The following is a 20,798-nucleotide window of genomic DNA, read 5'->3' on the forward strand; positions in this document are numbered from 1 at the left end:
CCACTACCTCCTACGATGCCGCCCGACGATGCTCGGTGCATGCGAAACAGACATGCCACCAGGTTCGAGGTCGACCTCGGCCCCCACACGACACAGCGGTCGCCGGTCATCTCCGCGACGGGGCTCCGGCGCACCTACGGCAAGCGCAACTCGGCGTTCGAGGCCGTGCGCGGCATCGACATCGACGTCCGCGAGGGAGAGGTGTTCGCCCTGCTCGGCACCAACGGGGCAGGCAAGACATCGACCTTCGACCTGCTCGAGGGCCTGACCGCACCGACCGCGGGTGACGTCGAGGTGTTCGGGCTCGATCCCCTCCGCGACCGTGCCCTCGTACGACCGCAGGTCGGCACCATGCTGCAGTCCGGCGGTCTGCCCGCCGAGCTGACCGTCGCCGAGACGCTGCAGATGTGGCGCGGTACGTGCTCACGCCCGACGACGGTCGACGACGTGCTCACCAAGGTGGATCTGACCGATCGCGCCGACGTGCGGGTGGGTTCGCTGTCCGGAGGTGAGAAGCGACGCGTCGACCTCGCCTGCGCGCTGCTGGGCCAACCGCGACTGCTCTTCCTCGACGAACCGACCACCGGTCTGGACCCGGAGAGCCGGCGTCAGACATGGAAGTTGTTGTCCGACCTCAAGGCCGACGGCGTCACGATGGTGTTGACGACCCACTATCTCGACGAGGCCGAGGTGCTCGCCGACCGCATCGCGATCATGCATCGTGGTGCGATCTCCCGCTGTGGAACCCTCCGCGAGATCGTCGACGGCCACCCGGCCAGGATCGCGTTCGATCACCCGGGCCTGGTGCTGCCCGAGTTGCCCGACGCGGTCGTCGAGTCCGGTGCGCGGGTCACCATCGCCACCCAGCACCTGCAGGCCCACCTCGACACGCTCCTCACGTGGGCTCGCGAGCACCGTGTCGCCCTGCACGGCCTCGAAGCGCGGGCGGCATCGCTCGAATCGGTGTTTCTGGACATCGCCGGACTCAAAGACATCGCCGGAGACGCGGACGCCGCCGGACATTCCGACAGCCTCGCCACCACGCCGACCAACCACGCGACCCCGATCGGAGCACACCGATGACCACCGCCAACCCCGGCAGCCGCCCCACCGCCGTCGACACCCCTCGCCGTCGGCCGCTCACCGCGCTCGCGACCGCGGAGTTCCGCCAGTTCTGCCGCAACAAGACACTCGTCACGATGGGCACCGTGTTCCCCATCGGCATTCCCCTCGCGACGTTCGTCATCGCGCGCCGCGACGCGGACGCCACCACCGCCCTGGCGGCCACCACCCTCGAGTTGTTCGCCTACGCGGCCCTGTTGTTCGTGCAGTACTACTCCGTGCTGTCGATGGTCACCACGCGCCGCGGCGAAGGTGTGCTCAAACGCCTGCGGACCGGAGAGGCGGCCGACTGGCAGATCCTGACGGCCCCGGCCGCACCGGGCGTCCTGCTGACCGCCACCGGTGCGGCGATCGTCGCCGGAATCGTCTACGGATTCGGCGCGCCCGCACCAGTGAACCCGATCCTGATCGCCGCCGCACTGACCGCCGGAGTCATCCTGTTCTCCGTGCTCGCCCTCGCGACCAGCGCCGTCACGAAGAACGCCGAGGCGGCCCAGATCACGTCGCTGCCGGTGATGGTCCTCGCCACGATCGGGCTCGGATCGATCCGCTCGATCCTCCCCGACGGCCTGGCCGGCGTCGCCGGATGGACCCCGTTCGCCGCCGTGTCCGACCTCATCTCGTTGGGGACCACCGGCAAGTCGGTGATGGCGTCGTCGAGCGACGCGGCCCTCGACTTCGCGGGCACCTTCGGCGAGATCGCGCAGCCGGTTGCCACACTGGTCCTATGGTCGGTTCTGGCTTTCGCCCTCACCTCGACGAGCTTCCGGTGGGACGATCGCGGGTGACGGCGGTGGTGGGCTGGTGGCATGGGCTGTCCGGACCCGAACGGTTCCGCCTCTACACCCGTCTCACATTGCAGTCCGCCATCCTCGGCGTCGCCGTCATCCTGGCCGTCACCACCGCCCGGCCGTGGGCGGCGCCCGGCGTGCTGATCGCCGGGGCCGCCGCTCTGCTCGCCGTCGAGGCCCAACCGGAGTTCACCACCCGCGGCCGCAGCCGACCGCGACGATGGATGCTGCCGGTAACCGCCGCGGTGCTGGTGGCGGTCTGGGTGGCGTACTCGATAGCCGCCCGGGTGATGTCGGCGGACGCCGACGTCGATGCCGCCCGGAGCGCAGGTATCTACGTCGCGATGCTCGCCGCCCTGTCGATCGTCCCGTTCGTCCGGCACCGTTGGTGGATCGCTCTCGGCATCAGCGTGGCGACCGGCGCGGCCTTCGCCGCGGGGCCTCGTGGAATGCTGCAGGTCGCCGGGATCACGTTTGTCGTTTCGGTCTTCCTCGTCGGCACCACGCTGTTGACCCGCTGGGCGCTCACCGTCGTCGACGACCTCGAGCGTGCACGAGTCGTCGAGGCGAAACTGCAGGTGGCCGAGGAACGTCTGCGGTTCTCCCGTGACCTGCACGACGTCGTCGGTCGGGGATTCTCCGCGATCGCGGTGAAAAGCGAACTGGCGACGACACTCCTGAGGGCCGGTGCCGCCGACCGCGCGGGCACCGAGGTCGACGAGATCAAGACCCTGGCCGTCGAGTCGATGGAACAGATGCGCGCGCTGGTCCGCGGCTACCGCGACATCAATCTCGACGGCGAGGTCGCCGGCGCACGCTCGCTGCTGTCCGCCGCCGGATGCGAGCTCACCGTCGAGGGCGATCCGTCGGCGGTGCCGGCCGAGTTCCACGAGGTCGGCGCCTGGGTGGTCCGTGAGGCGACGACGAACATCGTGAAACACTCGTCGGCGTCATCGGCCACGTTCGCCATGGGCTCGTCCGGAATGACGTTGCGGAACAACGGGGTATCGTCGGTGACAACCGACGCCCGGAGCAGGGCGGCGGACGAACGATCCGGCCTGCAGGGCCTGGCCGAGCGGCTCGCCGAGGTGGGTGCTCACCTCGAGCACACCTGCGCCGCCGACGAATTCGTGCTCGAGGTGAAATGGGAGGACGCATGATCCCGGTGTTGCTCGCCGACGACGAAACCCTCATCCGGGCGGCGATGGCAACGATGCTGGACCTCGAGGAGGCGATCGAGGTCGTCGCACATGTCGGTTCGGGCGAGGAACTCGTCGACCTGTGGCGCGTCCGCGCCGATGCGGGCGACGGGCTCGCGGTCGCCCTGATCGACCTGCAGATGCCGGGCATCGACGGAATCGACACGGCCACACAGCTACTCGAGATCACCCCCGATGCCGGGATCGTGATCGTGACGAGTCACGGCCGCCCCGGGTACCTCAAGCGCGCCCTGGCCGCGGGCGTTCGCGGCTTCCTGCCCAAGACCGCCTCGGCCGCCACTCTCGCCGAGGTCATCTCGACGGTGCACGGCGGAAGCCGGTACGTCGACCCCGAACTCGCGGCGGAGGCCATCAGCGCGGGCGAGACGGTACTGACGGCGCGCGAGGCCGATGTCCTCGAGTACGCCCTCGACGGCGCCTCCGTCGACGAGATCGCGGCCCGCGCGCACCTGTCGCCGGGGACGACCCGCAACTACCTGTCGTCGGCGATGGCCAAGCTCAACGCGTCCAACCGGTACGAGGCGGCACGGAAGGCACGCGAATTCGGTTGGATCTGACCGGTTCTGCAGCGCCGACCTCGGTGATCTGACATTTGTCATCACGGGTCGGTCCGGAAAGTCACCGACGATCGATGACTGTGCGTACTACTGGCCGCAGCCCGTGCCGGGCAGTGTCGAAGGCATGGAACAGCACACGAACACCTTGCCCCGGCTGATCAGCATCGACGACTTCTTCGCACCGCCGCGCCGGACCGGCGCGACCATCTCCCCGGATGGCACGCGGATCGCCTTCCTCGCACCGTGGCGCAATCGCCTGAACGTGTGGATCGAGGACCTCGATCCCGACGAGAACGGTGTCATGGCCGACGCCCGGTGCGTCACCGCCGACGACACGCGCAGCGTGCTCAGCTACCAGTGGACCGACGACCCGCGCTGGCTGCTCTACCTGCAGGACTCCGGCGGCGACGAGAACTGGCACGTCTTCCGAGTCGATCTCGACGATCCGGATGCCCCCGCCGTCGACCTCACTCCGTATCCGGGTGCCCGTGCCCTCGGCCTCGAGCGGGCCAGGGGCCGCGCCGGCATCATGACGCTCCTGTTGAACGCCCGTGACCGCGCACAGTTCGATCTGTACGAGATCGATGTCGCCTCAGGCGAACTGACGATGGTCGCCGAGAGCCCCGGGGTGGGGTCGGCCTGGATTCCGGGCCGCGACGGTGAACTCTTCTGCTCCTCGATCACCGACGACGGTGACTACGAGTTCGCGCGCCGCGATCCGACGACGGGAGACCTGCACACCGTCATCACGCTCGACGGCGACGATCATCCGCTCGGGGTATCCCTGGCGACCGTCACCCCCGACAGCACCGGCATGTGGATCGGCTCCAAGCGCGACCGCGACCTCACCGCCGTGGTCCACGTCGACCTGATGACCGGCGCCGAGACCGTGGTCGACCATCACCCCACTCTCGAGCTGGACGCCGACCGTCGTGCGGTGGCGCAGATGTCGTCACCGCTGATACACGATCGCGCGACCGGCGAACTGCTCGGCGCACGCTATCTCGGTGAGCGGCAGGTCATCCACGCCCTCGATGATCACTTCGCCGCGGTCCTGAAGCAGATGGAGTCGTTGTCGGACGGCGACATCGGCGAGATCTCCTCCGACGAGAGCGGAACACGCTGGGTCGTCAGCTTCGCCCACGATCGTGAGCCCGGGGTGACATGGCTGTACGACCATGCGACCGGAGAGAGTCGCGAACTGTTCCGGCCGTTCGGGCACCTGGACCCGGAGGAGTTGGCGCCGATGACGGCGGTGACCGTCACCGCCCGTGACGGACTCACCCTGCCCTCCTATCTGACACTGCCCGTCGGGGAGGAGCCACGAGATCTCCCGATGGTGCTGCTGGTCCACGGCGGCCCGTGGTACCGCGACTCGTGGGGATACCAGCCCCTGGTGCAGATGCTCGCCAACCGCGGATATGCGGTGCTGCAGGTCAACTTTCGTGGCTCGACCGGATACGGCAAGGCACACACCCAGAAGGCCGTCGGCGAGTTCGCCGCCGCCATGCACGACGATCTCCTCGACGCCGTCGACTGGGCTGTCACGCAGGGCTACGCCGACCGTGACCGGGTCGCGATCATGGGCGGGAGCTACGGCGGCTACGCCACGCTGGTCGGGGCGGCCTTCACTCCCGATGTCTTCGCCGCGGCCGTCGACTACGTCGGCATCTCCGATCTGGAGAACTTCATGCGGACCCAGCCGGCGTTCATCGGCCCCGGCATCATCAACAACTGGTACCGCTACGTCGGCGATCCGGACGTCGCGGAGCAAGCGACGGACATGCGCGCCCGCTCCCCGATCAGCCGGGTCGACGACATCACCCGGCCCCTCATGATCGCCCAGGGCGCCAACGACGCCCGCGTGGTCCAGGCCGAATCCGACACCATCGTCGCCGCGCTACGGGAGCGCGGGATCGACGTCGACTACCTCGTCTTCGACGATGAGGGACATGGATTCGTCAACCCCGAGAATCAGATCACCTTCTACCGCACCGTCGAGCGCTTCCTCGCTCGCCACCTGGGAGGACGGACAGCATGATCGATCAGAAACGACGCGACGACGAGCCGGACACCGGCCAACTGATCCTCGACCAACTCGGCGGAACCTCCGGGATGATCTACACGGCCATCCCCGTCGTGGTGTTCGTCATCACCAACAGCGTTGCGTCGCTGCCGATCACGATCGGCGTGGCCATCGCCGTCGCCATCGCGATCGCGGTGTTGCGGGTCGTCCGCGGCGAACCGGTGATGACCGCCCTCGGTGGCGTGTTCGGAGTGGCCGCCGCGGGCGCCGTGGCCGGCGCGACCGGGTCGGCCGACGGCTACTTCCTCATCGGCATCTGGGCGAGCCTCGCCGGAGCCGTCATCACCGGAGCCTCCCTGATCGCCCGACGACCCGTCACCGGACTGCTGTGGAACGCTCTGCACGGCAACAGATATCGGTGGCGTCAGGATCGTCCGGCGCTCTGCGCCCACGACATCGCGACGCTGACGCTGACCGTTCTGTTCATCGCCCGGTTCATCGTGCAGGACCACCTGTACGACGCGGACGCGACCGGCTGGCTCGGGGTATCGCGGATCGGCATGGGATTCCCGTTGCTGGCACTGGCTCTCGTGGTCGTCGTCTGGGCGTTCCGTCGCTCCACGCGACGACTGGCCGAGCACGACGACGGTCAGGGCGACGCGACAGGCCCCGCTCAGACCGCTGACTGAATCCGTTCGACGACACGCAGAGTGGCCAGCGTCCGCTCATGATCGGCCGACGTGTGGCCCGAGGTGTCCACGAGGTCCGCGAAGCGGCGGACCTCGTGGACCATGTTGTTCGACGGCCCGTCGAAGGTGTGATCACGCACGGTGCCGTCGAGCAGGCTCACCCGCGCCGACGTCGGCTGTGCGACGTGCTCGAACGTCAGCGTGCCGAGTTCACCCTGGATCTCGTTGACCCGATCCGACGCGGTGATCTTCGAGTACGACAGGTCGACGACGAATCCGCCCTCGTAGACGGCGAGCGCGGCGCCGGCACCGTCGGCGCCGCCGGGGATCGGGATCGACGCCGCGACAACCCGCTCGGGCTCACCGAACAGTGCAACCATCGCCGCCACCGTGTAGACCCCGAGGTCGAGCAGGGCGCCGCCCGCCATCGCCGGGTCGAAGATGTTGACCCGTTCCCCCGCGAGCACCGTGTCGTAGCGGGCCGACCGCTGGCAGTACGCCAACGATGCACGCCGCAGAGTGCCCAGTTGTGGAAGGAGTCCGGCGAGGTCGTCCAGTCCCGGGTCGTAACAGTTGCGCATGGCCTCGAGCAGGATCACCCCGGCCGACGACGCCGCGTCGGCGAGATCGACGAACTCCGCGCTCGTCGGCACGGCGGGCTTTTCGACGAGTACATGTTTGCCCGCACCGATCGCCTGCCGCACCTGCTCGCCATGCGTCCCGTTCGGTGACGCGATGTACACCGCGTCGATCTCCGGGGACGACAGGAGTTCGCCGAGGTCGGACGCAGAGGACGCGAGTCCGGTGTCGGCGGCGAACTCTGCCGCCCGACCCGCGTCGCGTGAGTACGCGGTCGTCACATCGACGGCCGGCACCGAGGCCGCGGCGTCGAGGAACGAGCGGGTGATCGTGCTGGTACCGATGGTCGCCATGCGGATCATGGGGGCCATTCTGCCTGCACCGCACTGGGCGTACTACCGTGTCGGTCAGACCATGTGGGAGGTTGATCGTGCAGAAGATCGGTGTGATCGGTGGCGGCACCATGGGTGCCGGGATCGCAGAAGTGTGCATCCGGGCCGGCAGCGACGTCGTGGTCGTCGAGGCCAAGCCCGAGTTCGCCGACGCCGCGTACGAGCGGGTGTCGAAATCCCTGTCCCGCGCGGCCGCCCGGAACAAGATCACCGCGGACGAGGCCGACGCCGCCCTGGCGAACCTGCGTGTCACCGTCGACTACGACCAGCTCGCCGACCGCGAACTCGTCATCGAGGCGGCGCCGGAGATCCTGGAACTCAAGCAGGAGATCTTCGCCCGCCTCGATGCGGCCGTCGGTCCGGACGCGATCCTGGCGACCAACACGTCGTCGATCCCGGTCATCAAGGTGGCCGCGGCGACCAAGCACCCCGAACGTGTCGTCGGCGTGCACTTCTTCAATCCCGTACCGGTGATGCCGCTCGTCGAGATCATCTCCACGCTCACCACGGCCACCGCCACCGCCGATACGGTCGCCGCCTACGTCGAGGACACCCTCGGCAAGAACCCGGTCCGCGCCGGCGACCGCTCGGGCTTCATCGTCAACGCGCTGCTGATCCCCTACCTGTGCCAGGCGATCCGCATGCTCGACTCCGGTTATGCCTCGGCCGAGGACATCGACACCGCGATGAAAGGCGGCTGCGGTTACCCGATGGGTCCGCTCACGCTGATCGACACCATCGGCCTCGACATCACGCTGGCCGCCGCCGACTCGCTCTACGACGAGTTCGCCGAGCCGCACCTCGCCCCGCCGCCGCTGTTGCGCCGCATGGTCGACGCCGGCTATCTCGGCAAGAAATCCGGGCGAGGGTTCTACAGCTACGAGAAGTAGCCACTGATCGGGAAGGGCGCCATGGACTCTCACCGTCTGGGTACCTCAGGTCTGTCCGTCTCCGAGCTCGTCCTCGGCTGCATGAGTTTCGGCGATCCCGGGCGCGGACCGCATGAATGGACACTCGACGAGGAGTCGTCGCGACCTCTGATCCGCGCGGCGCTCGAGGCCGGGATCACCACGCTCGACACCGCCGACTATTACTCGGCCGGTTCCAGCGAGGAGATCGTCGGGCGCGCGGTCGCTGACTTCGCCCGCCGCGACGAGGTGGTCATCGCGACCAAGGTGTTCTTCCCGACCGGTGACGGCCCCAACTCGCGAGGGCTGTCCCGCAAGCACATCATGAGCGCCATCGACGCCAGCCTCACCCGGTTGGGCACCGACTACGTCGACCTCTATCAGATCCACCGGTTCGATCCCGATGTCCCGGTCGAGGAGACGATGGAAGCGCTGCACGACGTCGTCAAGGCCGGCAAAGTCCGCTACCTCGGCGCCTCGAGCATGTGGACCTGGCAGTTCGCGACGATGCAGTTCACCGCCGACCTGCACGGCTGGACGCGCTTCGTCTCCATGCAGGATCAGTACAACCTCATCCAGCGTGAAGAGGAACGCGAAATGCATCCGTTCGCCCTCGATCAGGGCATCGGGGTGCTGCCGTGGAGTCCGCTCGCGCGGGGGCGTCTGACCCGACCGGCAGGCGAGACGACCGCGCGCAGCGAGACCGACGCGATGACTGCCCGCATGTACCGGCAGGACGCCGAATCCGACAACACGATCATCGAGACCGTCGCCGAGATCGCCGACAAGCGGGGTGTCTCCCGGGCGCAGGTCGCCCTGGCCTGGGTCCGGCAGCAATCGGCGGTGACGGCACCGATCGTCGGCGCCACCAAGACGGGACACCTCGACGACGCCGTCGCCTCCCTCGATGTCGCACTCGACGCCGATGAACTGACCGCACTCGAGGCGCCGTACACACCGCGCGAACCCGAGGGATTCTGACCTCCGCGTCACCCGCTCGATCACGCCTCGCGTCGCTCCCGTATGGCCGATGATGGTCGATGTGAGCGGTTTGTGAGCGACCTGCTGTTCGGTTGAGCTCATCACCCCGCGACACCGATCGTCACGGGATCGACCGAGAGCGAGGACACGGTGACCACCACTTCCACGACGACGGGCGCGACCCGGCACGCCTGGCTGACGCTGGTCGCGATGACCGGCAGCCTGTCGATGATCATGCTCGACCAGACCGTGGTGACCGTCGCGCTGCCGACGATGACCCGCGAACTGCCACTCACCGCGTCGGGCCAGCAGTGGGTGGTCAACGCCTACGTCCTGGCCATGGCGGCGATGGTCGCGCTCGGCGGGAAACTCGGCGCGAAGATCGGCCCGGTCACCACCTTCCGACTCGGCGTCACCGTCTTCTTCGTCGCGTCCGCGTTCTGCGGGTTGGCTCCGGCCGGCTCGTTCGGTGAGGAGTGGATGATCATCGCGCGCGCCGTCCAGGGTGTCGGCGCGGCGCTGATGATGCCGGCCAGCGCCACCATCGTGATGGATGCGTTCCCGGTGGCGGTGCGGGGTCGCGCGATGGCCGTGTACGTGGGGATCAGTCAGATCTTCCTGGCGATCGGACCGCTGCTGGGTGGCGCGCTCACCGAGTGGGTCAGCTGGCGCGCGGTCTTCTGGCTCAACGTCCCCGTCGGTCTGCTCGCGCTCGTCCTCGTTGCCCGGGCGAAGCCGGACAACATGCGACGGCCGTCGCTGCGTATTCAACCCGTGTCGGCGGCACTGATGATCGCCGGGCTCGCCCTGTCGGTCTACGCGATCCAGCAGTCGAGCCAATGGGGCTGGGGGTCTCCGGCCACGCTGGGCCTGCTCGCCGTCGGGGTGGTGATCACCGGATTCTTCGTGTGGACGCAGACCAGGTCCGACGAGCCGCTGGTGGACGTGCGGCTGTTCGTGCGAAAAGCGTTCTCCGGCAATCTCGTCGTCCTGTTCGCGGTGCAGTTCGGACTGCTGGCCATCGTGTTGTTCTCGACGCTCTACGTGCAGGATCTGCTGGGTTACTCACCAATCATGGCGGGCGTGGCCGCGCTGCCGCTGATCATCCCGATCGCGATCGGAGCCCAGCTCGCCGGGCGCTGGTACGACCGATCCGGTGTCCGCGGACCGGTGCTGACCGGGTTGCTGATCGCCACCGTCGGGGTCGTGCTGTGGGCGCTGTCGCTGAGTCGGCTCGAGTACGGCATCCAGGTGCCCGGCATGATCATCGCCGGACTCGGCCTGGGCCTGATCTTCTCGCCCGTCAACACCGACGCGCTCGGCCGGGTCACCGCCGCCGACCGCGCGCAGGCCTCGGGCATCGTGCAGACCATCCGGCAACTCGGCGGCACACTCGGCGTCGCGATCATCGGAGCGGTCGTCCTCGCCCGCGAACACACCGGAACCATCGCCGCACACCACAGCCTGAATCCGAAGGCAGAGATCCTGTACAGTTCCGCCGACGCTATCGCTGTCGGATTCTACGGCGCCGCAATCGCTCTCGTGCTGGCCGCGATCGCGGGCTGGTTCCTGCTGTCACGCGAGCGGATCACCGAGGACGCCGCCGGGGCGCCGCCTGCGGTGTGAGGCGAGCGCTACGGTGTGCGGTGTTCAGTCCTCTGAATCGAGCCGAAGGGTGACACCGACGCCGTGCGGTGCCACGACCGTTCCCACGATCTTGGCCCCGTATCGGTCGTACTTGGCGTGATACGCATCGTCCAACGCCGAGTGCACATCCTCGGTCGGTTCGACGAACGTGACGTCCTTCTCCACCCCACCGGCCCGGATCTGCCCTCGGCCGCTGGTCACCGCCCGTCGGTACCAACCGTTCTCACGCCCATACGCCGACCGGATGTAGAGGTTGCCGCCGGTGCGCACCACCCAGATCGTCACGAACGGCCGAAGCGTGCCGTCCGATCCGTACGACGAGACCTGCAGTTCGTCGGCGCCGCCGATGCGATCCAGTTCGTCGTCGGTCCATGTCATCGTCGAGAATCCTTTCGTTGCCGCACTTCACACGATAGATCCGTCGCCGGACCCGTGGGAGGTCATGCCAGTACACGTCCCGATGAACACTCCAACGGGTTTCCCCACCGGCGTACCGTGAAACCCATGGCCTCCCCCCAGATCGAACTCAACAATGGAATCCACATCCCGGCTTTGGGTTTCGGCGTCTACCAGACCCCACCGGAGGAGACCACCACCGCGGTCGAGACCGCCCTGGAGGTCGGTTACCGGCACATCGACACCGCCGCGGCCTATCTCAACGAACGCGGCGTCGGCGACGCGATCCGACGGTCGGGGATCGCTCGGGACGAGCTGTTCATCGAGACCAAGATCTGGATCACCGACTACGGCTTCGACGCCACCCTGCACGCCTACGACAAGGCTGCCGCCAAGCTGGACCTCGAACAGATCGACCTGCTCATCCTGCACAGGCCCTGCCCGGCGAGTTCGACCTCACCATCGACGCCTACAAGGCGCTCGAGCGTCTGCTGGCCGACGGCAAGGTCCGGGCGATCGGGGTCAGCAACTTCATGCCCGATCACCTCGAGCGCCTCCTCGAGGCCACGTCGGTGGTTCCGGCGATCAACCAGATCGAAGTGCATCCCTACTTCCGGCAGTCCACACTCCTGGAGGCGAATGCCGCCCACGGCATCGTGTCGCAGGCCTGGTCGCCGATCGGCGGGATCACGTTCTACCGCGACGGCTCGCACGGCTCGACCCTCGAAGACCCGACGATCGTGAAGATCGCCGGCGACCACGACAAGTCTGCTGCTCAGGTCATGCTGCGCTGGCATCTCCAGCAGGGTCGGCAGGTCATCCCGAAATCGGTGACACCGTCGCGGATCGCCGAGAACGTCGACGTCTTCGATTTCGAACTCAGTGCAGATGAGCTCGCCGCCATCGACGCCCTCGACACGGGTGTGCGGGGCGGACCAGAACCCGAGGACATCACACGCGAGAAGGTCGGGCTCGACATCCCCGAGGCGTGAGGACCGGCGGCACGAGCGGCCGCTACCGGGCGAAAAGCTTCAGCCGGGCAGACGGGTCATGCCGTAGATCTTCTCCGGCCGAATCCGCAACAGCCGTCGCTGCTCGGTGACCATCGTCTGTCGGTAGTCGTCCCAGTCGGGATGCTCACCGCTGAACGCCCGGTAGTAGTCGACGAGCGCCTGCACCGTCTCATCGTCGGGTGCCGTGGCGATCGGGGTGAGTTCGCCGATGCCCTCGACGACGGCATATCCGGAGAAGAAGCCGTCGCCGAGAACGTGCAGGCTGACCCGCGGATCACGCTCGACATTGCGGGACTTGGCACGGGTGGCCGTCACGGAGATCACCGCCGAGCCCGACTCGGCGTCCCACACATGCACGACGTTCGATGACTGTGGGCGACCGTCTCTGCGCAGGGTGATCAGGATGGACTGCTTGTGGTCGGCGACGATACGGAGGAGATCGGGGTCGTACTCGGTGGGTGCGGTCATGTGTGCTGCAACGCCGGTGGGGCGGGTTTGCTTTCCGGGCCACCCGTGGCAACCACAACCCATCGTCCGCTCACGTTCCCACCGGCTCACGGTCGGATGTCGGAGACTCCTCCGCACGACCCACCGCCTTGGGCGCGGTGACGATGGTCCCGATGCTCGCGACGATCACCAGTGCGATCGCGGCCAGACGCAGCGGACCGGTCGGCTGGTGGAGCAGGACCCATCCGGCCAGTGCGGCGACGATGGGTTCGAGGCTGAGCAGGATCCCGAAGACGTTGCGCGGAAGTCGACGCAGCGCAGCCAGTTCCAGCGTGTACGGGATGACCGACGACATCAGTGCGATCGCCAGCGCGAGCCCGAGCATCGTCGGGTCGGTGGCGCCGTGTGCGACGCCGGATGCGCCCATCGGCAGGACGAACACGGTGGCGAGCACCAGGGCCATCGCGAGTCCGCCGGTGCCGGGCACGTGTTGGCCGACGCGCGCGCTGGTGAGGATGTAGAGCACCCAGAACGATCCGGCGATCAGTGCGAACACGACGCCGACCGGGTCCAGGGAGTCTGCCTGTGTGATGCTCTCCACGCCCAGGAGTCCGATTCCGAGGAACGCCAACACCACCCAGGCGAGGTCGATGGCACGCCGCGACAGCGCGGCCGACAACAGCAGAGGTCCGAGGAACTCGATCGCGACGGCCGCGCCCAAGGGCAGGCGTTCGATCGCGCAGTAGAACGTGCCGTTCATGCCGGCGAGTGCAACCGCGAAGAACACCACCGACCGCCATTGCGTTCCCGACCACCGCACGAATCGTGGCCGGACCGCGACGAGCAGGACGATCGCCGCGAAGCCGAGCCGGAGAGTCGTGACACCCCAGGACTCCATCGTCGGGAACAGGTGCACGGCGATCGCACCGCCGAACTGCAACGACACACACGAGCACAGGATCATCGCAGCGGCGGGACCGCTGCCACCGGATGCGCGCGACGTGTGGTTCATGTTTCCAGGATCGACCCACTCCCTCCATCAGTCCAGTGACGCTTTCTGCCGATATATGATCAGTTCTGCTAATCAATCGACGAGGTGTCCGATGCTCAACGTGACGCGACTCCGAATCCTGCGCGAACTGCACGTGCGCGGAACGTTGGCGCAGGTGGCGCGGGCACTGTCGTACACGCCGTCGGCCATCTCCCAGCAGCTGTCGATTCTCGAGCGTGAGACCGGGGTCCAACTCCTCGAACATGTGGGCCGGCGGGTCCGCCTGACCGACGATGCGCTCGCCCTCGTCGCGCACACAGAGATCGTGCTCGCCCAGTTGGAGCGGGCCGAGGCCGACCTCGCCGCTGCGCAGCCGTCCGTGCGCGGAACCCTCCGGTTGGCGTCGTTCCAGACGGTCGTCCTCGAGATCGCGCCCGCCGTGCTCACCTTGCTCGAGCGAAGCCATCCGGCGCTGCAGGTGGAGATCACCATGCGCGACGTCGACACCGCGTTCGGCGGGCTGCTGTCGAGTCAGTTCGACGTCATCCTGGGCGAGGAGTACCCCGGTTTGCCCGATCCGGTCCGCGAGGGCGCCGACCGAACCGACCTCGTGACCGATCCGATCTATCTCGCAATCCCGTCGCACGGGCCGTGGAGTTCGGCTCCGACGACGATCGCCGAGCTGGCCGCCACGCCGTGGGCGTTGGACCCGCCGGGCAGCGCCAGCGGCGACTGGGCCCGTATCGTCTGTCGCAGCGCGGGTTTCGAGCCGCAGATCCGGTTCGAAGGACCCGATCCGCTGCTGCACGCCCACCTCGTCCGCACCGGACACGCCGTCGCGTTCGTGCCCGCGCTCATCGCCGCAGACCATCTCGAGGGGACACAGCTCGTCGGCCTTCCCGGCGACCCGCTGCGCATCGTCTACACCGCCGTGCGCGACGGTCGCGCAGGACATCCCGCAGTGCGCGCGATCCGCGAAGCCCTCGCCCAGGCCGTCGCCGAACGGCAACCGCAACGGCCGAGGAGGCGTGTTCGAGGCTGAGCCCCCGAATATTGTTGCGATCGCACGTCGCTGTAGCAGATTGCTACAGTGAGCGCACACCGCACTCTGGAGGAATGATGACCCGCTCAGCAGACAAGGTCACCCGATTCGACGCCGATCTGGTCGAGAGCGCGATCGCCGAGGGCAGGCGCCAGCACCGCACCGGACGCCAGCAGCTCGAGTACTGGGCCCGCGTGGGCCGAGCGCTCACCTCCCACGAATCCGCATCCGTCGCCCGTATCGAAGCCGCGGTGAACGGCGACCGACCGACCACGGACCTGACGGAGCCCGAGGGCCGGGCGTTCGATGCGACCATCCGGGCACGAGTCGGTGAACACCTCGCCACGGCGGACTATCGCGAAACGCTCAAGGAGCGGGGCATCACGACCGTCGCCCTCGACGACGACGGTCGGATGATCGAGTACCGACCTGATGGCACAACCCGGATCGTCGACGAGGGATGAGGCGTCTCGATCTCGTCATCGGTCCGAACGGGGCCGGCAAATCCACATTCGTCGAACTGACACTCGGCCCGTTGCTGCCCGCAAGCCCGTTCATCAATGCCGATCTCATCGCCAAGCAGAGATGGCCGGATGACTCCGAGGCGAAATCGTATGAGGCGGCCCGGATCGCAGCAACAACGTGGGACAGGGTGATTGCCGGCGACCGCTCTTTCATCACCGAGACCGTGTTCTCCCACCCGTCCAAGCTCGATCTCATCGGCCGCGCCCACGCGGCCGGCTTCACCGTGATCCTCCATGTGCTCGCGGTTCCGGAGAAACTGTCGGTCCTCCGTGTCGCGCACCGTGTTGCAGCAGGAGGGCACTCCGTTCCCGAGGACAAGATCATCGCCCGTCATCGTCGTCTCTGGCCGCTTGCGGCCGAGGCGATCTCCCGCGCCGATGAGGCCACCGTGTACGACAGCTCGTCGGCCGTGGCACCCCTGCCCGTCGCCGAGTTCACCCACGGCGTCTTGATCGGGGGTGCCGCATGGCCCTCGTGGACACCGGTGGTCCTGCGTCACCTCGGGTGACGTCACCGGCCACACCCGGGTCGGTACCGTGGGGCATGACCGCATCGAAATGGGGACCGATCACCCAGACCGCCTGGGTCGTCGAGGACATCGACGCCACCGAACGCCTGCTGTCACACCTGTGCGGCGCCGGTGAATGGACCCGGATGCCCGACATCGAATTCCGAGACGGCTGCACCTACCGTGACGAACCGGCCGACTTCACCGCGCATGTCTCCTTGTCGTACATCGGCGACATGCAGCTCGAACTCATCGAGCCCCGACGCGGGGAGAGCATCTACACCGAGTTCCTGCGCGGCGGCGGCCCCGGTATCCATCACATCTGTTTCGAGCCTGCGGATTTCGACGGCGCCGTGGACGACGCGGAACAGGCGGGCAACGCGGTGATCCAGCGGGGGGCCATGGGCGGTGCGATGCGATTCGCCTACCTCGACGCCGGGCACGCCGGGATACCCTGCATCGAGCTGGCCGAAATCGGCCCGGACATGCGGGTCTTCTACGAGCAGATCAAAGCGCGGTCGTCCGGTCAATGATCGATGGCTGACCAGTCATTGCGAAAACATCTCCCGCAGTTACCAACTGCTGACTACAGATACCTCGATTCTCACTCATCAACTTCATTCACAATCAAGGTGATGTTTCAGAACAGGGGTGTTGCTGTGGCTCAGGTGCCGGAACCAAGAAACTCCCCGATCACCGCATTGACCGCCGCCGGCGTCTCGATCGGGATGAGATGGGAGCCGGGGAGGACACATAAGCGCGCCTCGGTGATCGTGTCGACGACTGCGCGGCTGTGATCGAGGGCCACCTCGTCGCGGTCGCCCTGCATCACCAGCGTCGGGGCGGAGATCGCCGCCAGGTCTTCCAGATCGATCTCCGGCTCTGACCGGATCATCGCCATCGTCTTATCGAAGATCACGGGAAAGTGGCCGGCGCCGTCGGGCGACTCGGCGGCGTATTCGGCGGCGAAGAAGGCCATCATCTCGTCATCGGCCGCGTCGAGCGCGTCCAATATCCCCCCGACGGCCCGGCCGGAACTGTTGTAGTACTGGCCGATCAGCACCAGGTGACCGACGAGGTCGGGCCGTTGCATCGCCACGAGCACGGCGACAACCGCACCGTCACTCCAACCGACGATCTCGGCAGGTCCCCCGACGATCTCGTCGAGATAGGTGATCGTCTCGGCCGCCATGTCCGCGTAGTGGAACTCGTCGGTCACGTCGGGGCTGTGCCCGTGCCCGTGACGCTCGGGAACGTAGACCTTCCACCCGGCGTCCACCAGGGCGGGGATCTGACCGCCCCACGACGACGCACCCGACAACGCGCCGTGCAGCAGGACGACGGGCCGGCCGTCCCCGTGGATCTCGTGCCATACACGGGTATCCGGCGTCGGATGGTTGATCGTGATGTACTCGGCGACAGATGAGGTCACGGGACAAGACTAGTCGGACCGCGGTCCTGCCGGGTCCGACAGTTCGCCGACCGTGTCCAACTTTTCGCCGACCGTGTTCTGCCGATGGACCCGTTGCGGGGCGATCACTTGAACCCACACGGCGACGTCCTGCCCGTCGGGCACGGTCGGCGAAAAGTTGGACACGGTCAGCGTGGGACGAGCGGAAGAGTCGGCGTGCGTGTTGGCATGTGCACGATACATATGTAGGGTACACATCCCGAGGAGGGTGCCCACATGACCACTACGCCGACCGGCGACGCCCCGGCCACGGACGACACCGTGGCGGTGGACAGTGAACTGACCGACGACAAGCACACCGGAGCCGCGCTCGCCGTGGTCGCCGTGTTGTGTTTCGGCGGTCTGGTCGCGTCATTGATGCAGACGTTGATCATCCCGATCCAGCCAGAACTGCCGAGATTGCTCGGCACGTCGATCTCGAATGCGTCATGGGTCGTCACCGCCACCCTGCTCGCCGGAGCGGTCGCGATGCCGATCGCAGGCCGTCTCGGCGACATGTTCGGCAAGAAGCGCATCATCCTGGCGAGCGCGATCCTGTTGATCGCCGGGTCGCTCGTGTGCGCGCTGAGTTCGGCATTGATCCCGATGATCGTGGGACGCGCGGTCCAGGGTCTCGCGATGGGATTCATCCCGCTCGGCATCAGCCTGATGCGCGAGGTGACGCCACCGCGTCTGACATCGATGGCGGTGTCGGCGATGAGCGCGACGATGGGCGTCGGCGGCGCGATCGGCCTGCCGCTGTCGGCCTGGGTTGCCCAACAATGGGATTGGCATGCACTGTTCTGGGTGTCGACCGGACTCGCCGCCGTCGTCACCGTCCTCGTCGCGTTCGTGGTCCCGCACATCGACGACAGCACTGGCGAGAAGCGGTTCGACGTCATCGGTGCGATCGGCCTGGCAATCGGACTGTCGGGCGTGCTGATCGCCGTCTCCAAGGGCAATGACTGGGGCTGGGGCACCGGCGCGACCTTGGGGCTGCTGTTCGGCGGGCTCGCGGTACTCGTCGTATGGGGCCTGTTCGAACTCCGGCACCGTGCACCGCTGGTCGACCTGCGGACCACCGCACGTCCGGCGGTGTTGCTCACCAACATCGGCGCGATCGCGATCGGATTCGGCATGATGGCGCAGACCATCGTCGTACCGCAGCTACTCGAGATCCCCACGGCCATGGGAGGTCTCGGGCAGACCCTGGTCGCCGCGGGTCTGTGGATGGCGCCCGGCGGGCTGATGATGCTGGTCTTCGCGCCCGTCTCGGGCACGCTCATCAACACCATCGGCGCCAAATACACGCTGGCGATCGGCGCAACTGTCCTCGGACTCGGCTATCTCGGCGCGTTCCTGCTGATGAACGCACCGTGGCAGTTGGCCTTGGCGTCGGTGATCTGCTCGGCCGGTGTCGGCATCGGCTATGCGGCGATTCCGACCCTGATCATGGGCGCCGTGCCGATGACCGAAGCCGGTGCCGCCGTCGGGCTCAACGGCCTGATGCGGTCGATCGGCACCACCAGTGCGTCGGCCGTCATGGCGCTGGTCCTGACCAGTTCCACCGCCTCCTATGGGCCGGTCGACGTGCCCAGCCATTCCGCGTTCCGGTGGTGCTTCCTGATCGGTGCGATCGCCGCGTTCGTCGGTGTCGCGATCACCCTGTTCATCCCGATCGCGCGTCATCGGACCGGCGGTGGTCGTTCCGACGAGGGACGCGACCATCCGACGGGATCAGTCGAATCCGGCACTCCCGAAACACTTGTCGACGAACAGTCGACGAACGCTCCGATCACGGCCACCTCGACCGACGCGGATCCCGCGCCGACGTCTGATGCGTCGCACGGCCCGCGTCCACGTGTCGCCGGTCGCATCACCGCCGCCGACGGCACCGCACTCGACCGTGCCGCCATCACCGTGACCGATCTTCGAGGGCGTCAGACGGGAGCCACCGCGGTCGACCCGGATGGCTCCTACGCCGTCTACGGACTCGCCGACGGCACCTACACCGTCATCGCGACCGCACCCGGGCGCTTGCCGAGGGCCATGACCGTCCCGGTCGTCGGCGAAGCGGTGTTCCGCCGCGACTTCGCACTCACCGGCGGCGCATCGGTCCGCGGGCGTGTCCGCAACGCCCACGGGCCGCTTGCCGCACAGGTGATCGTCACCGACCGGTCCGGAGCCGTCGTGACACAGACGCATGCCGGCCCTGACGGGCATTTCACGATCACCGGACTGCCCGACGGCGACACCGTCGCGCTCACCGCATCCGCGGCGGGATGCCAACCGGCCAGTCAGCTGATCACCGTCGACACCCCGACCGGGCGCACAGCCGAGCCCCTCGACATCGTGCTGGTCGCCAACAGCGGGTTGCACGGTTCGGTCCGCACCTCCGACGGCACCGCACTCGAAGGCGCCACGGTATCGGCGATCGGCCCAGACCAGACCATCGTCACGTCGGCCACCACCGACGCCGATGGCCGCTATCGCATCGAGGGCCTCACCGACGGACGATTCACCGTCGTCGCGAGCATGTACGAACCGACTGCCGTACAGGTCAGTATTGTTGCCGGACAGCGCAACACCGCGGACATCGGGCTGGGGGCAGGGCGGGACTCGGCACTGTCGTGAGGGCGTAACCACGGATGTCCGCATGAAAGTCACGTCAGCGTCGGGGAACGTGGATTATCCACTTTCCCCGGCGCTGTCGTGATCCTGATGCGGGGGATGATTTTCATGCGGGGCGCGATTCTCGTGCGGGGGGATTCTCGTGCGGACGAGTCACGCCTCTCGGCCGGCCGGCCGGCTCACGGCCGTTCGTTTCGTAGGCCCGACGATTATTGTTTGTCAGACAAACAAGAGTGTGAGACGGTTCTCCCATGACCATTCCCAGCCGAGGGAGTCGCGAGGCCGGCAAAGCGACTCGTCAGGCGCTCCTGTGTGCTGCCACCGAAGTGTTCAGGGAACTCGGAGAGACGGCATCGGTCGCACAGATCTGCCGTAACGCCAACACCTATCCGAACCAGGTCACCTACTATTTCGGATCAAAGGAGCACCTGTTCGTCGAGGTCGCGTGTGCCGCCGTGCTGCGCGGCGGCCGTCATGCCGAGGAAGCGGCATCGGCGGCGACGACCGTCGGCGAGTACACCCATGCATTGATCTTCACGCTCATCGGCGATCAGGCCCGCAACGTCGAACTGTTCACCACCGCGATGTCAATGGCGTCGCGGCGCCCCGAACTCCGGCCGCAGATCGCCGAGACGCTGTCCGATCTGCATCGCCGGGGCGCGGAGGCGCTGATGCGCACGCTGGTGCGGACCGGTTGGGAGTTGCGCGCACCGATCGACGTCGAGGCAAGAGCGTTCTGGTCGGCGATCTTCGGGCTCGTCATACAGCAGGCGGCCGCGTCCGACGAGCTCGACTACAGCCTCGAGGAAGCCGTCGCGATCGTGTTCACCAACCTCCAGATCCCGGAACAGGTCTTGCAGCATGCGATTTGAGGTGCGGGCGC

20 protein-coding genes and 1 pseudogene are annotated in these 20,798 nt (G+C 67.3%); 16 read left to right on the forward strand and 5 right to left on the reverse strand.

What is annotated here, in order from left to right; genetic code table 11:
* The first annotated feature begins 39 nt into the window (after positions 1 to 39).
* From QSJ19_RS12900 to QSJ19_RS12925, 6 genes are all read left to right on the forward strand, one after another.
* Positions 40 to 1,083 (forward strand): ABC transporter ATP-binding protein, encoded by a 1,044-nt coding sequence (locus QSJ19_RS12900; RefSeq protein ID WP_286320931.1) that lies wholly within the window; start codon positions 40 to 42, stop codon positions 1,081 to 1,083.
* Entirely contained in the window at positions 1,080 to 1,910 is an 831-nt protein-coding gene (locus QSJ19_RS12905; protein WP_286320932.1) for an ABC transporter permease, read from the forward strand. The genes QSJ19_RS12900 and QSJ19_RS12905 overlap by 4 nt, the downstream gene beginning before the upstream one ends.
* Positions 1,892 to 3,073 (forward strand): sensor histidine kinase, encoded by a 1,182-nt coding sequence (locus QSJ19_RS12910; RefSeq protein ID WP_286320933.1) that lies wholly within the window; start codon positions 1,892 to 1,894, stop codon positions 3,071 to 3,073. Before QSJ19_RS12905 ends, QSJ19_RS12910 begins: the two co-directional genes overlap by 19 nt.
* Complete coding sequence (locus tag QSJ19_RS12915) at positions 3,070 to 3,690, forward strand: response regulator transcription factor (protein WP_286321082.1); 621 nt, start codon at positions 3,070 to 3,072, stop codon at positions 3,688 to 3,690. The genes QSJ19_RS12910 and QSJ19_RS12915 overlap by 4 nt, the downstream gene beginning before the upstream one ends.
* A 124-nt stretch (positions 3,691 to 3,814) precedes the next feature.
* Entirely contained in the window at positions 3,815 to 5,731 is a 1,917-nt protein-coding gene (locus QSJ19_RS12920) for a S9 family peptidase (protein ID WP_286320936.1), read from the forward strand.
* Positions 5,728 to 6,405 carry a DUF3159 domain-containing protein gene (locus tag QSJ19_RS12925; RefSeq protein WP_286320937.1) on the forward strand — a complete coding sequence of 226 codons (678 nt, stop codon included), beginning with the start codon at positions 5,728 to 5,730 and terminating at the stop codon, positions 6,403 to 6,405. Before QSJ19_RS12920 ends, QSJ19_RS12925 begins: the two co-directional genes overlap by 4 nt.
* Here the strand turns inward: QSJ19_RS12925 and QSJ19_RS12930 are convergent.
* Positions 6,390 to 7,346, reverse strand: a complete 957-nt coding sequence (locus QSJ19_RS12930; protein ID WP_286320938.1) for a Gfo/Idh/MocA family protein — start codon at positions 7,344 to 7,346, stop codon at positions 6,390 to 6,392. The genes QSJ19_RS12925 and QSJ19_RS12930 overlap by 16 nt on opposite strands.
* 68 nt (positions 7,347 to 7,414) lie before the next feature.
* On the opposite strand from QSJ19_RS12930, the gene QSJ19_RS12935 reads away from it, so the two are divergent.
* The 3 genes from QSJ19_RS12935 (at position 7,415) to QSJ19_RS12945 (ending at position 10,891) form a co-directional block, all read left to right on the forward strand.
* Positions 7,415 to 8,266, forward strand: a complete 852-nt coding sequence (locus QSJ19_RS12935; protein WP_286320940.1) for a 3-hydroxybutyryl-CoA dehydrogenase — start codon at positions 7,415 to 7,417, stop codon at positions 8,264 to 8,266.
* 21 nt (positions 8,267 to 8,287) lie between these two features.
* Positions 8,288 to 9,265 carry an aldo/keto reductase gene (locus tag QSJ19_RS12940; RefSeq protein ID WP_286320941.1) on the forward strand — a complete coding sequence of 326 codons (978 nt, stop codon included), beginning with the start codon at positions 8,288 to 8,290 and terminating at the stop codon, positions 9,263 to 9,265.
* A 150-nt stretch (positions 9,266 to 9,415) separates the two neighbouring features.
* The gene (locus QSJ19_RS12945) at positions 9,416 to 10,891 is read left to right on the forward strand and encodes a DHA2 family efflux MFS transporter permease subunit (protein WP_286320942.1); all 1,476 of its coding nucleotides are present in this window, start codon (positions 9,416 to 9,418) and stop codon (positions 10,889 to 10,891) included.
* Between the two features lie 24 nt (positions 10,892 to 10,915).
* Here the strand turns inward: QSJ19_RS12945 and QSJ19_RS12950 are convergent, their stop codons facing one another.
* Entirely contained in the window at positions 10,916 to 11,290 is a 375-nt protein-coding gene (locus tag QSJ19_RS12950) for a DUF2255 family protein (protein WP_286320944.1), read from the reverse strand.
* Positions 11,291 to 11,416: 126 nt separating this feature from the next.
* Between QSJ19_RS12950 and QSJ19_RS12955 the strand changes: the two are divergent.
* Positions 11,417 to 12,300 (forward strand): annotated as a pseudogene (locus QSJ19_RS12955) (aldo/keto reductase).
* A gap of 39 nt (positions 12,301 to 12,339) precedes the next feature.
* Here QSJ19_RS12955 and QSJ19_RS12960 read toward each other — a convergent pair.
* Together QSJ19_RS12960 and QSJ19_RS12965 are read right to left on the reverse strand one after the other, a co-directional pair.
* Complete coding sequence (locus QSJ19_RS12960; RefSeq protein WP_286320946.1) at positions 12,340 to 12,789, reverse strand: PPOX class F420-dependent oxidoreductase; 450 nt, start codon at positions 12,787 to 12,789, stop codon at positions 12,340 to 12,342.
* A gap of 70 nt (positions 12,790 to 12,859) precedes the next feature.
* Positions 12,860 to 13,780: an EamA family transporter gene (locus QSJ19_RS12965; RefSeq protein ID WP_286320948.1), complete on the reverse strand. Its 921-nt coding sequence runs from the start codon at positions 13,778 to 13,780 to the stop codon at positions 12,860 to 12,862.
* Positions 13,781 to 13,871: 91 nt separating this feature from the next.
* Between QSJ19_RS12965 and QSJ19_RS12970 the strand changes: the two genes are divergently transcribed.
* The 4 genes from QSJ19_RS12970 to QSJ19_RS12985 all read left to right on the forward strand — a co-directional run bounded on the left by QSJ19_RS12970 (position 13,872) and on the right by QSJ19_RS12985 (position 16,367).
* Positions 13,872 to 14,801: a LysR family transcriptional regulator gene (locus tag QSJ19_RS12970; RefSeq protein WP_286320949.1), complete on the forward strand. Its 930-nt coding sequence runs from the start codon at positions 13,872 to 13,874 to the stop codon at positions 14,799 to 14,801.
* A 77-nt stretch (positions 14,802 to 14,878) separates the two neighbouring features.
* Complete coding sequence (locus QSJ19_RS12975) at positions 14,879 to 15,265, forward strand: TA system antitoxin ParD family protein (protein ID WP_286320951.1); 387 nt, start codon at positions 14,879 to 14,881, stop codon at positions 15,263 to 15,265.
* Positions 15,262 to 15,834, forward strand: coding sequence for an ATPase (locus QSJ19_RS12980; protein WP_286320952.1), 573 nt, complete (start codon positions 15,262 to 15,264; stop codon positions 15,832 to 15,834). Before QSJ19_RS12975 ends, QSJ19_RS12980 begins: the two co-directional genes overlap by 4 nt.
* 35 nt (positions 15,835 to 15,869) lie before the next feature.
* Positions 15,870 to 16,367 carry a VOC family protein gene (locus QSJ19_RS12985; RefSeq protein WP_286320954.1) on the forward strand — a complete coding sequence of 166 codons (498 nt, stop codon included), beginning with the start codon at positions 15,870 to 15,872 and terminating at the stop codon, positions 16,365 to 16,367.
* A 131-nt stretch (positions 16,368 to 16,498) separates the two neighbouring features.
* Here QSJ19_RS12985 and QSJ19_RS12990 read toward each other — a convergent pair whose 3' ends face one another.
* Complete coding sequence (locus tag QSJ19_RS12990) at positions 16,499 to 17,266, reverse strand: alpha/beta fold hydrolase (protein ID WP_286320955.1); 768 nt, start codon at positions 17,264 to 17,266, stop codon at positions 16,499 to 16,501.
* A 255-nt stretch (positions 17,267 to 17,521) separates the two neighbouring features.
* Between QSJ19_RS12990 and QSJ19_RS12995 the strand changes: the two genes are divergently transcribed.
* Together QSJ19_RS12995 and QSJ19_RS13000 are read left to right on the forward strand one after the other, a co-directional pair.
* Complete coding sequence (locus QSJ19_RS12995) at positions 17,522 to 19,918, forward strand: MFS transporter (RefSeq protein WP_286320956.1); 2,397 nt, start codon at positions 17,522 to 17,524, stop codon at positions 19,916 to 19,918.
* A gap of 248 nt (positions 19,919 to 20,166) precedes the next feature.
* The gene (locus tag QSJ19_RS13000) at positions 20,167 to 20,787 is read left to right on the forward strand and encodes a TetR/AcrR family transcriptional regulator C-terminal domain-containing protein (protein ID WP_286320958.1); all 621 of its coding nucleotides are present in this window, start codon (positions 20,167 to 20,169) and stop codon (positions 20,785 to 20,787) included.
* Positions 20,788 to 20,798 lie beyond the last annotated feature (11 nt).

Source organism: Gordonia sp. ABSL11-1 (assembly GCF_030315685.1).
Taxonomy (GTDB): domain Bacteria; phylum Actinomycetota; class Actinomycetes; order Mycobacteriales; family Mycobacteriaceae; genus Gordonia.

Coding starts and splice junctions, on each gene's coding strand:
- QSJ19_RS12900 (WP_286320931.1), top strand. CDS start 40: ATGCGAAACAGACATGCCACCAGGTTCGAGGTCGACCTCGGCCCCCAC.
- QSJ19_RS12905 (WP_286320932.1), top strand. CDS start 1,080: ATGACCACCGCCAACCCCGGCAGCCGCCCCACCGCCGTCGACACCCCT.
- QSJ19_RS12915 (WP_286321082.1), top strand. CDS start 3,070: ATGATCCCGGTGTTGCTCGCCGACGACGAAACCCTCATCCGGGCGGCG.
- QSJ19_RS12920 (WP_286320936.1), top strand. CDS start 3,815: ATGGAACAGCACACGAACACCTTGCCCCGGCTGATCAGCATCGACGAC.
- QSJ19_RS12925 (WP_286320937.1), top strand. CDS start 5,728: ATGATCGATCAGAAACGACGCGACGACGAGCCGGACACCGGCCAACTG.
- QSJ19_RS12930 (WP_286320938.1), bottom strand. CDS start 7,346: ATGATCCGCATGGCGACCATCGGTACCAGCACGATCACCCGCTCGTTC.
- QSJ19_RS12940 (WP_286320941.1), top strand. CDS start 8,288: ATGGACTCTCACCGTCTGGGTACCTCAGGTCTGTCCGTCTCCGAGCTC.
- QSJ19_RS12950 (WP_286320944.1), bottom strand. CDS start 11,290: ATGACATGGACCGACGACGAACTGGATCGCATCGGCGGCGCCGACGAA.
- QSJ19_RS12960 (WP_286320946.1), bottom strand. CDS start 12,789: ATGACCGCACCCACCGAGTACGACCCCGATCTCCTCCGTATCGTCGCC.
- QSJ19_RS12965 (WP_286320948.1), bottom strand. CDS start 13,780: ATGAACCACACGTCGCGCGCATCCGGTGGCAGCGGTCCCGCCGCTGCG.
- QSJ19_RS12970 (WP_286320949.1), top strand. CDS start 13,872: ATGCTCAACGTGACGCGACTCCGAATCCTGCGCGAACTGCACGTGCGC.
- QSJ19_RS12975 (WP_286320951.1), top strand. CDS start 14,879: ATGACCCGCTCAGCAGACAAGGTCACCCGATTCGACGCCGATCTGGTC.
- QSJ19_RS12980 (WP_286320952.1), top strand. CDS start 15,262: ATGAGGCGTCTCGATCTCGTCATCGGTCCGAACGGGGCCGGCAAATCC.
- QSJ19_RS12985 (WP_286320954.1), top strand. CDS start 15,870: ATGACCGCATCGAAATGGGGACCGATCACCCAGACCGCCTGGGTCGTC.
- QSJ19_RS12995 (WP_286320956.1), top strand. CDS start 17,522: ATGACCACTACGCCGACCGGCGACGCCCCGGCCACGGACGACACCGTG.
- QSJ19_RS13000 (WP_286320958.1), top strand. CDS start 20,167: ATGACCATTCCCAGCCGAGGGAGTCGCGAGGCCGGCAAAGCGACTCGT.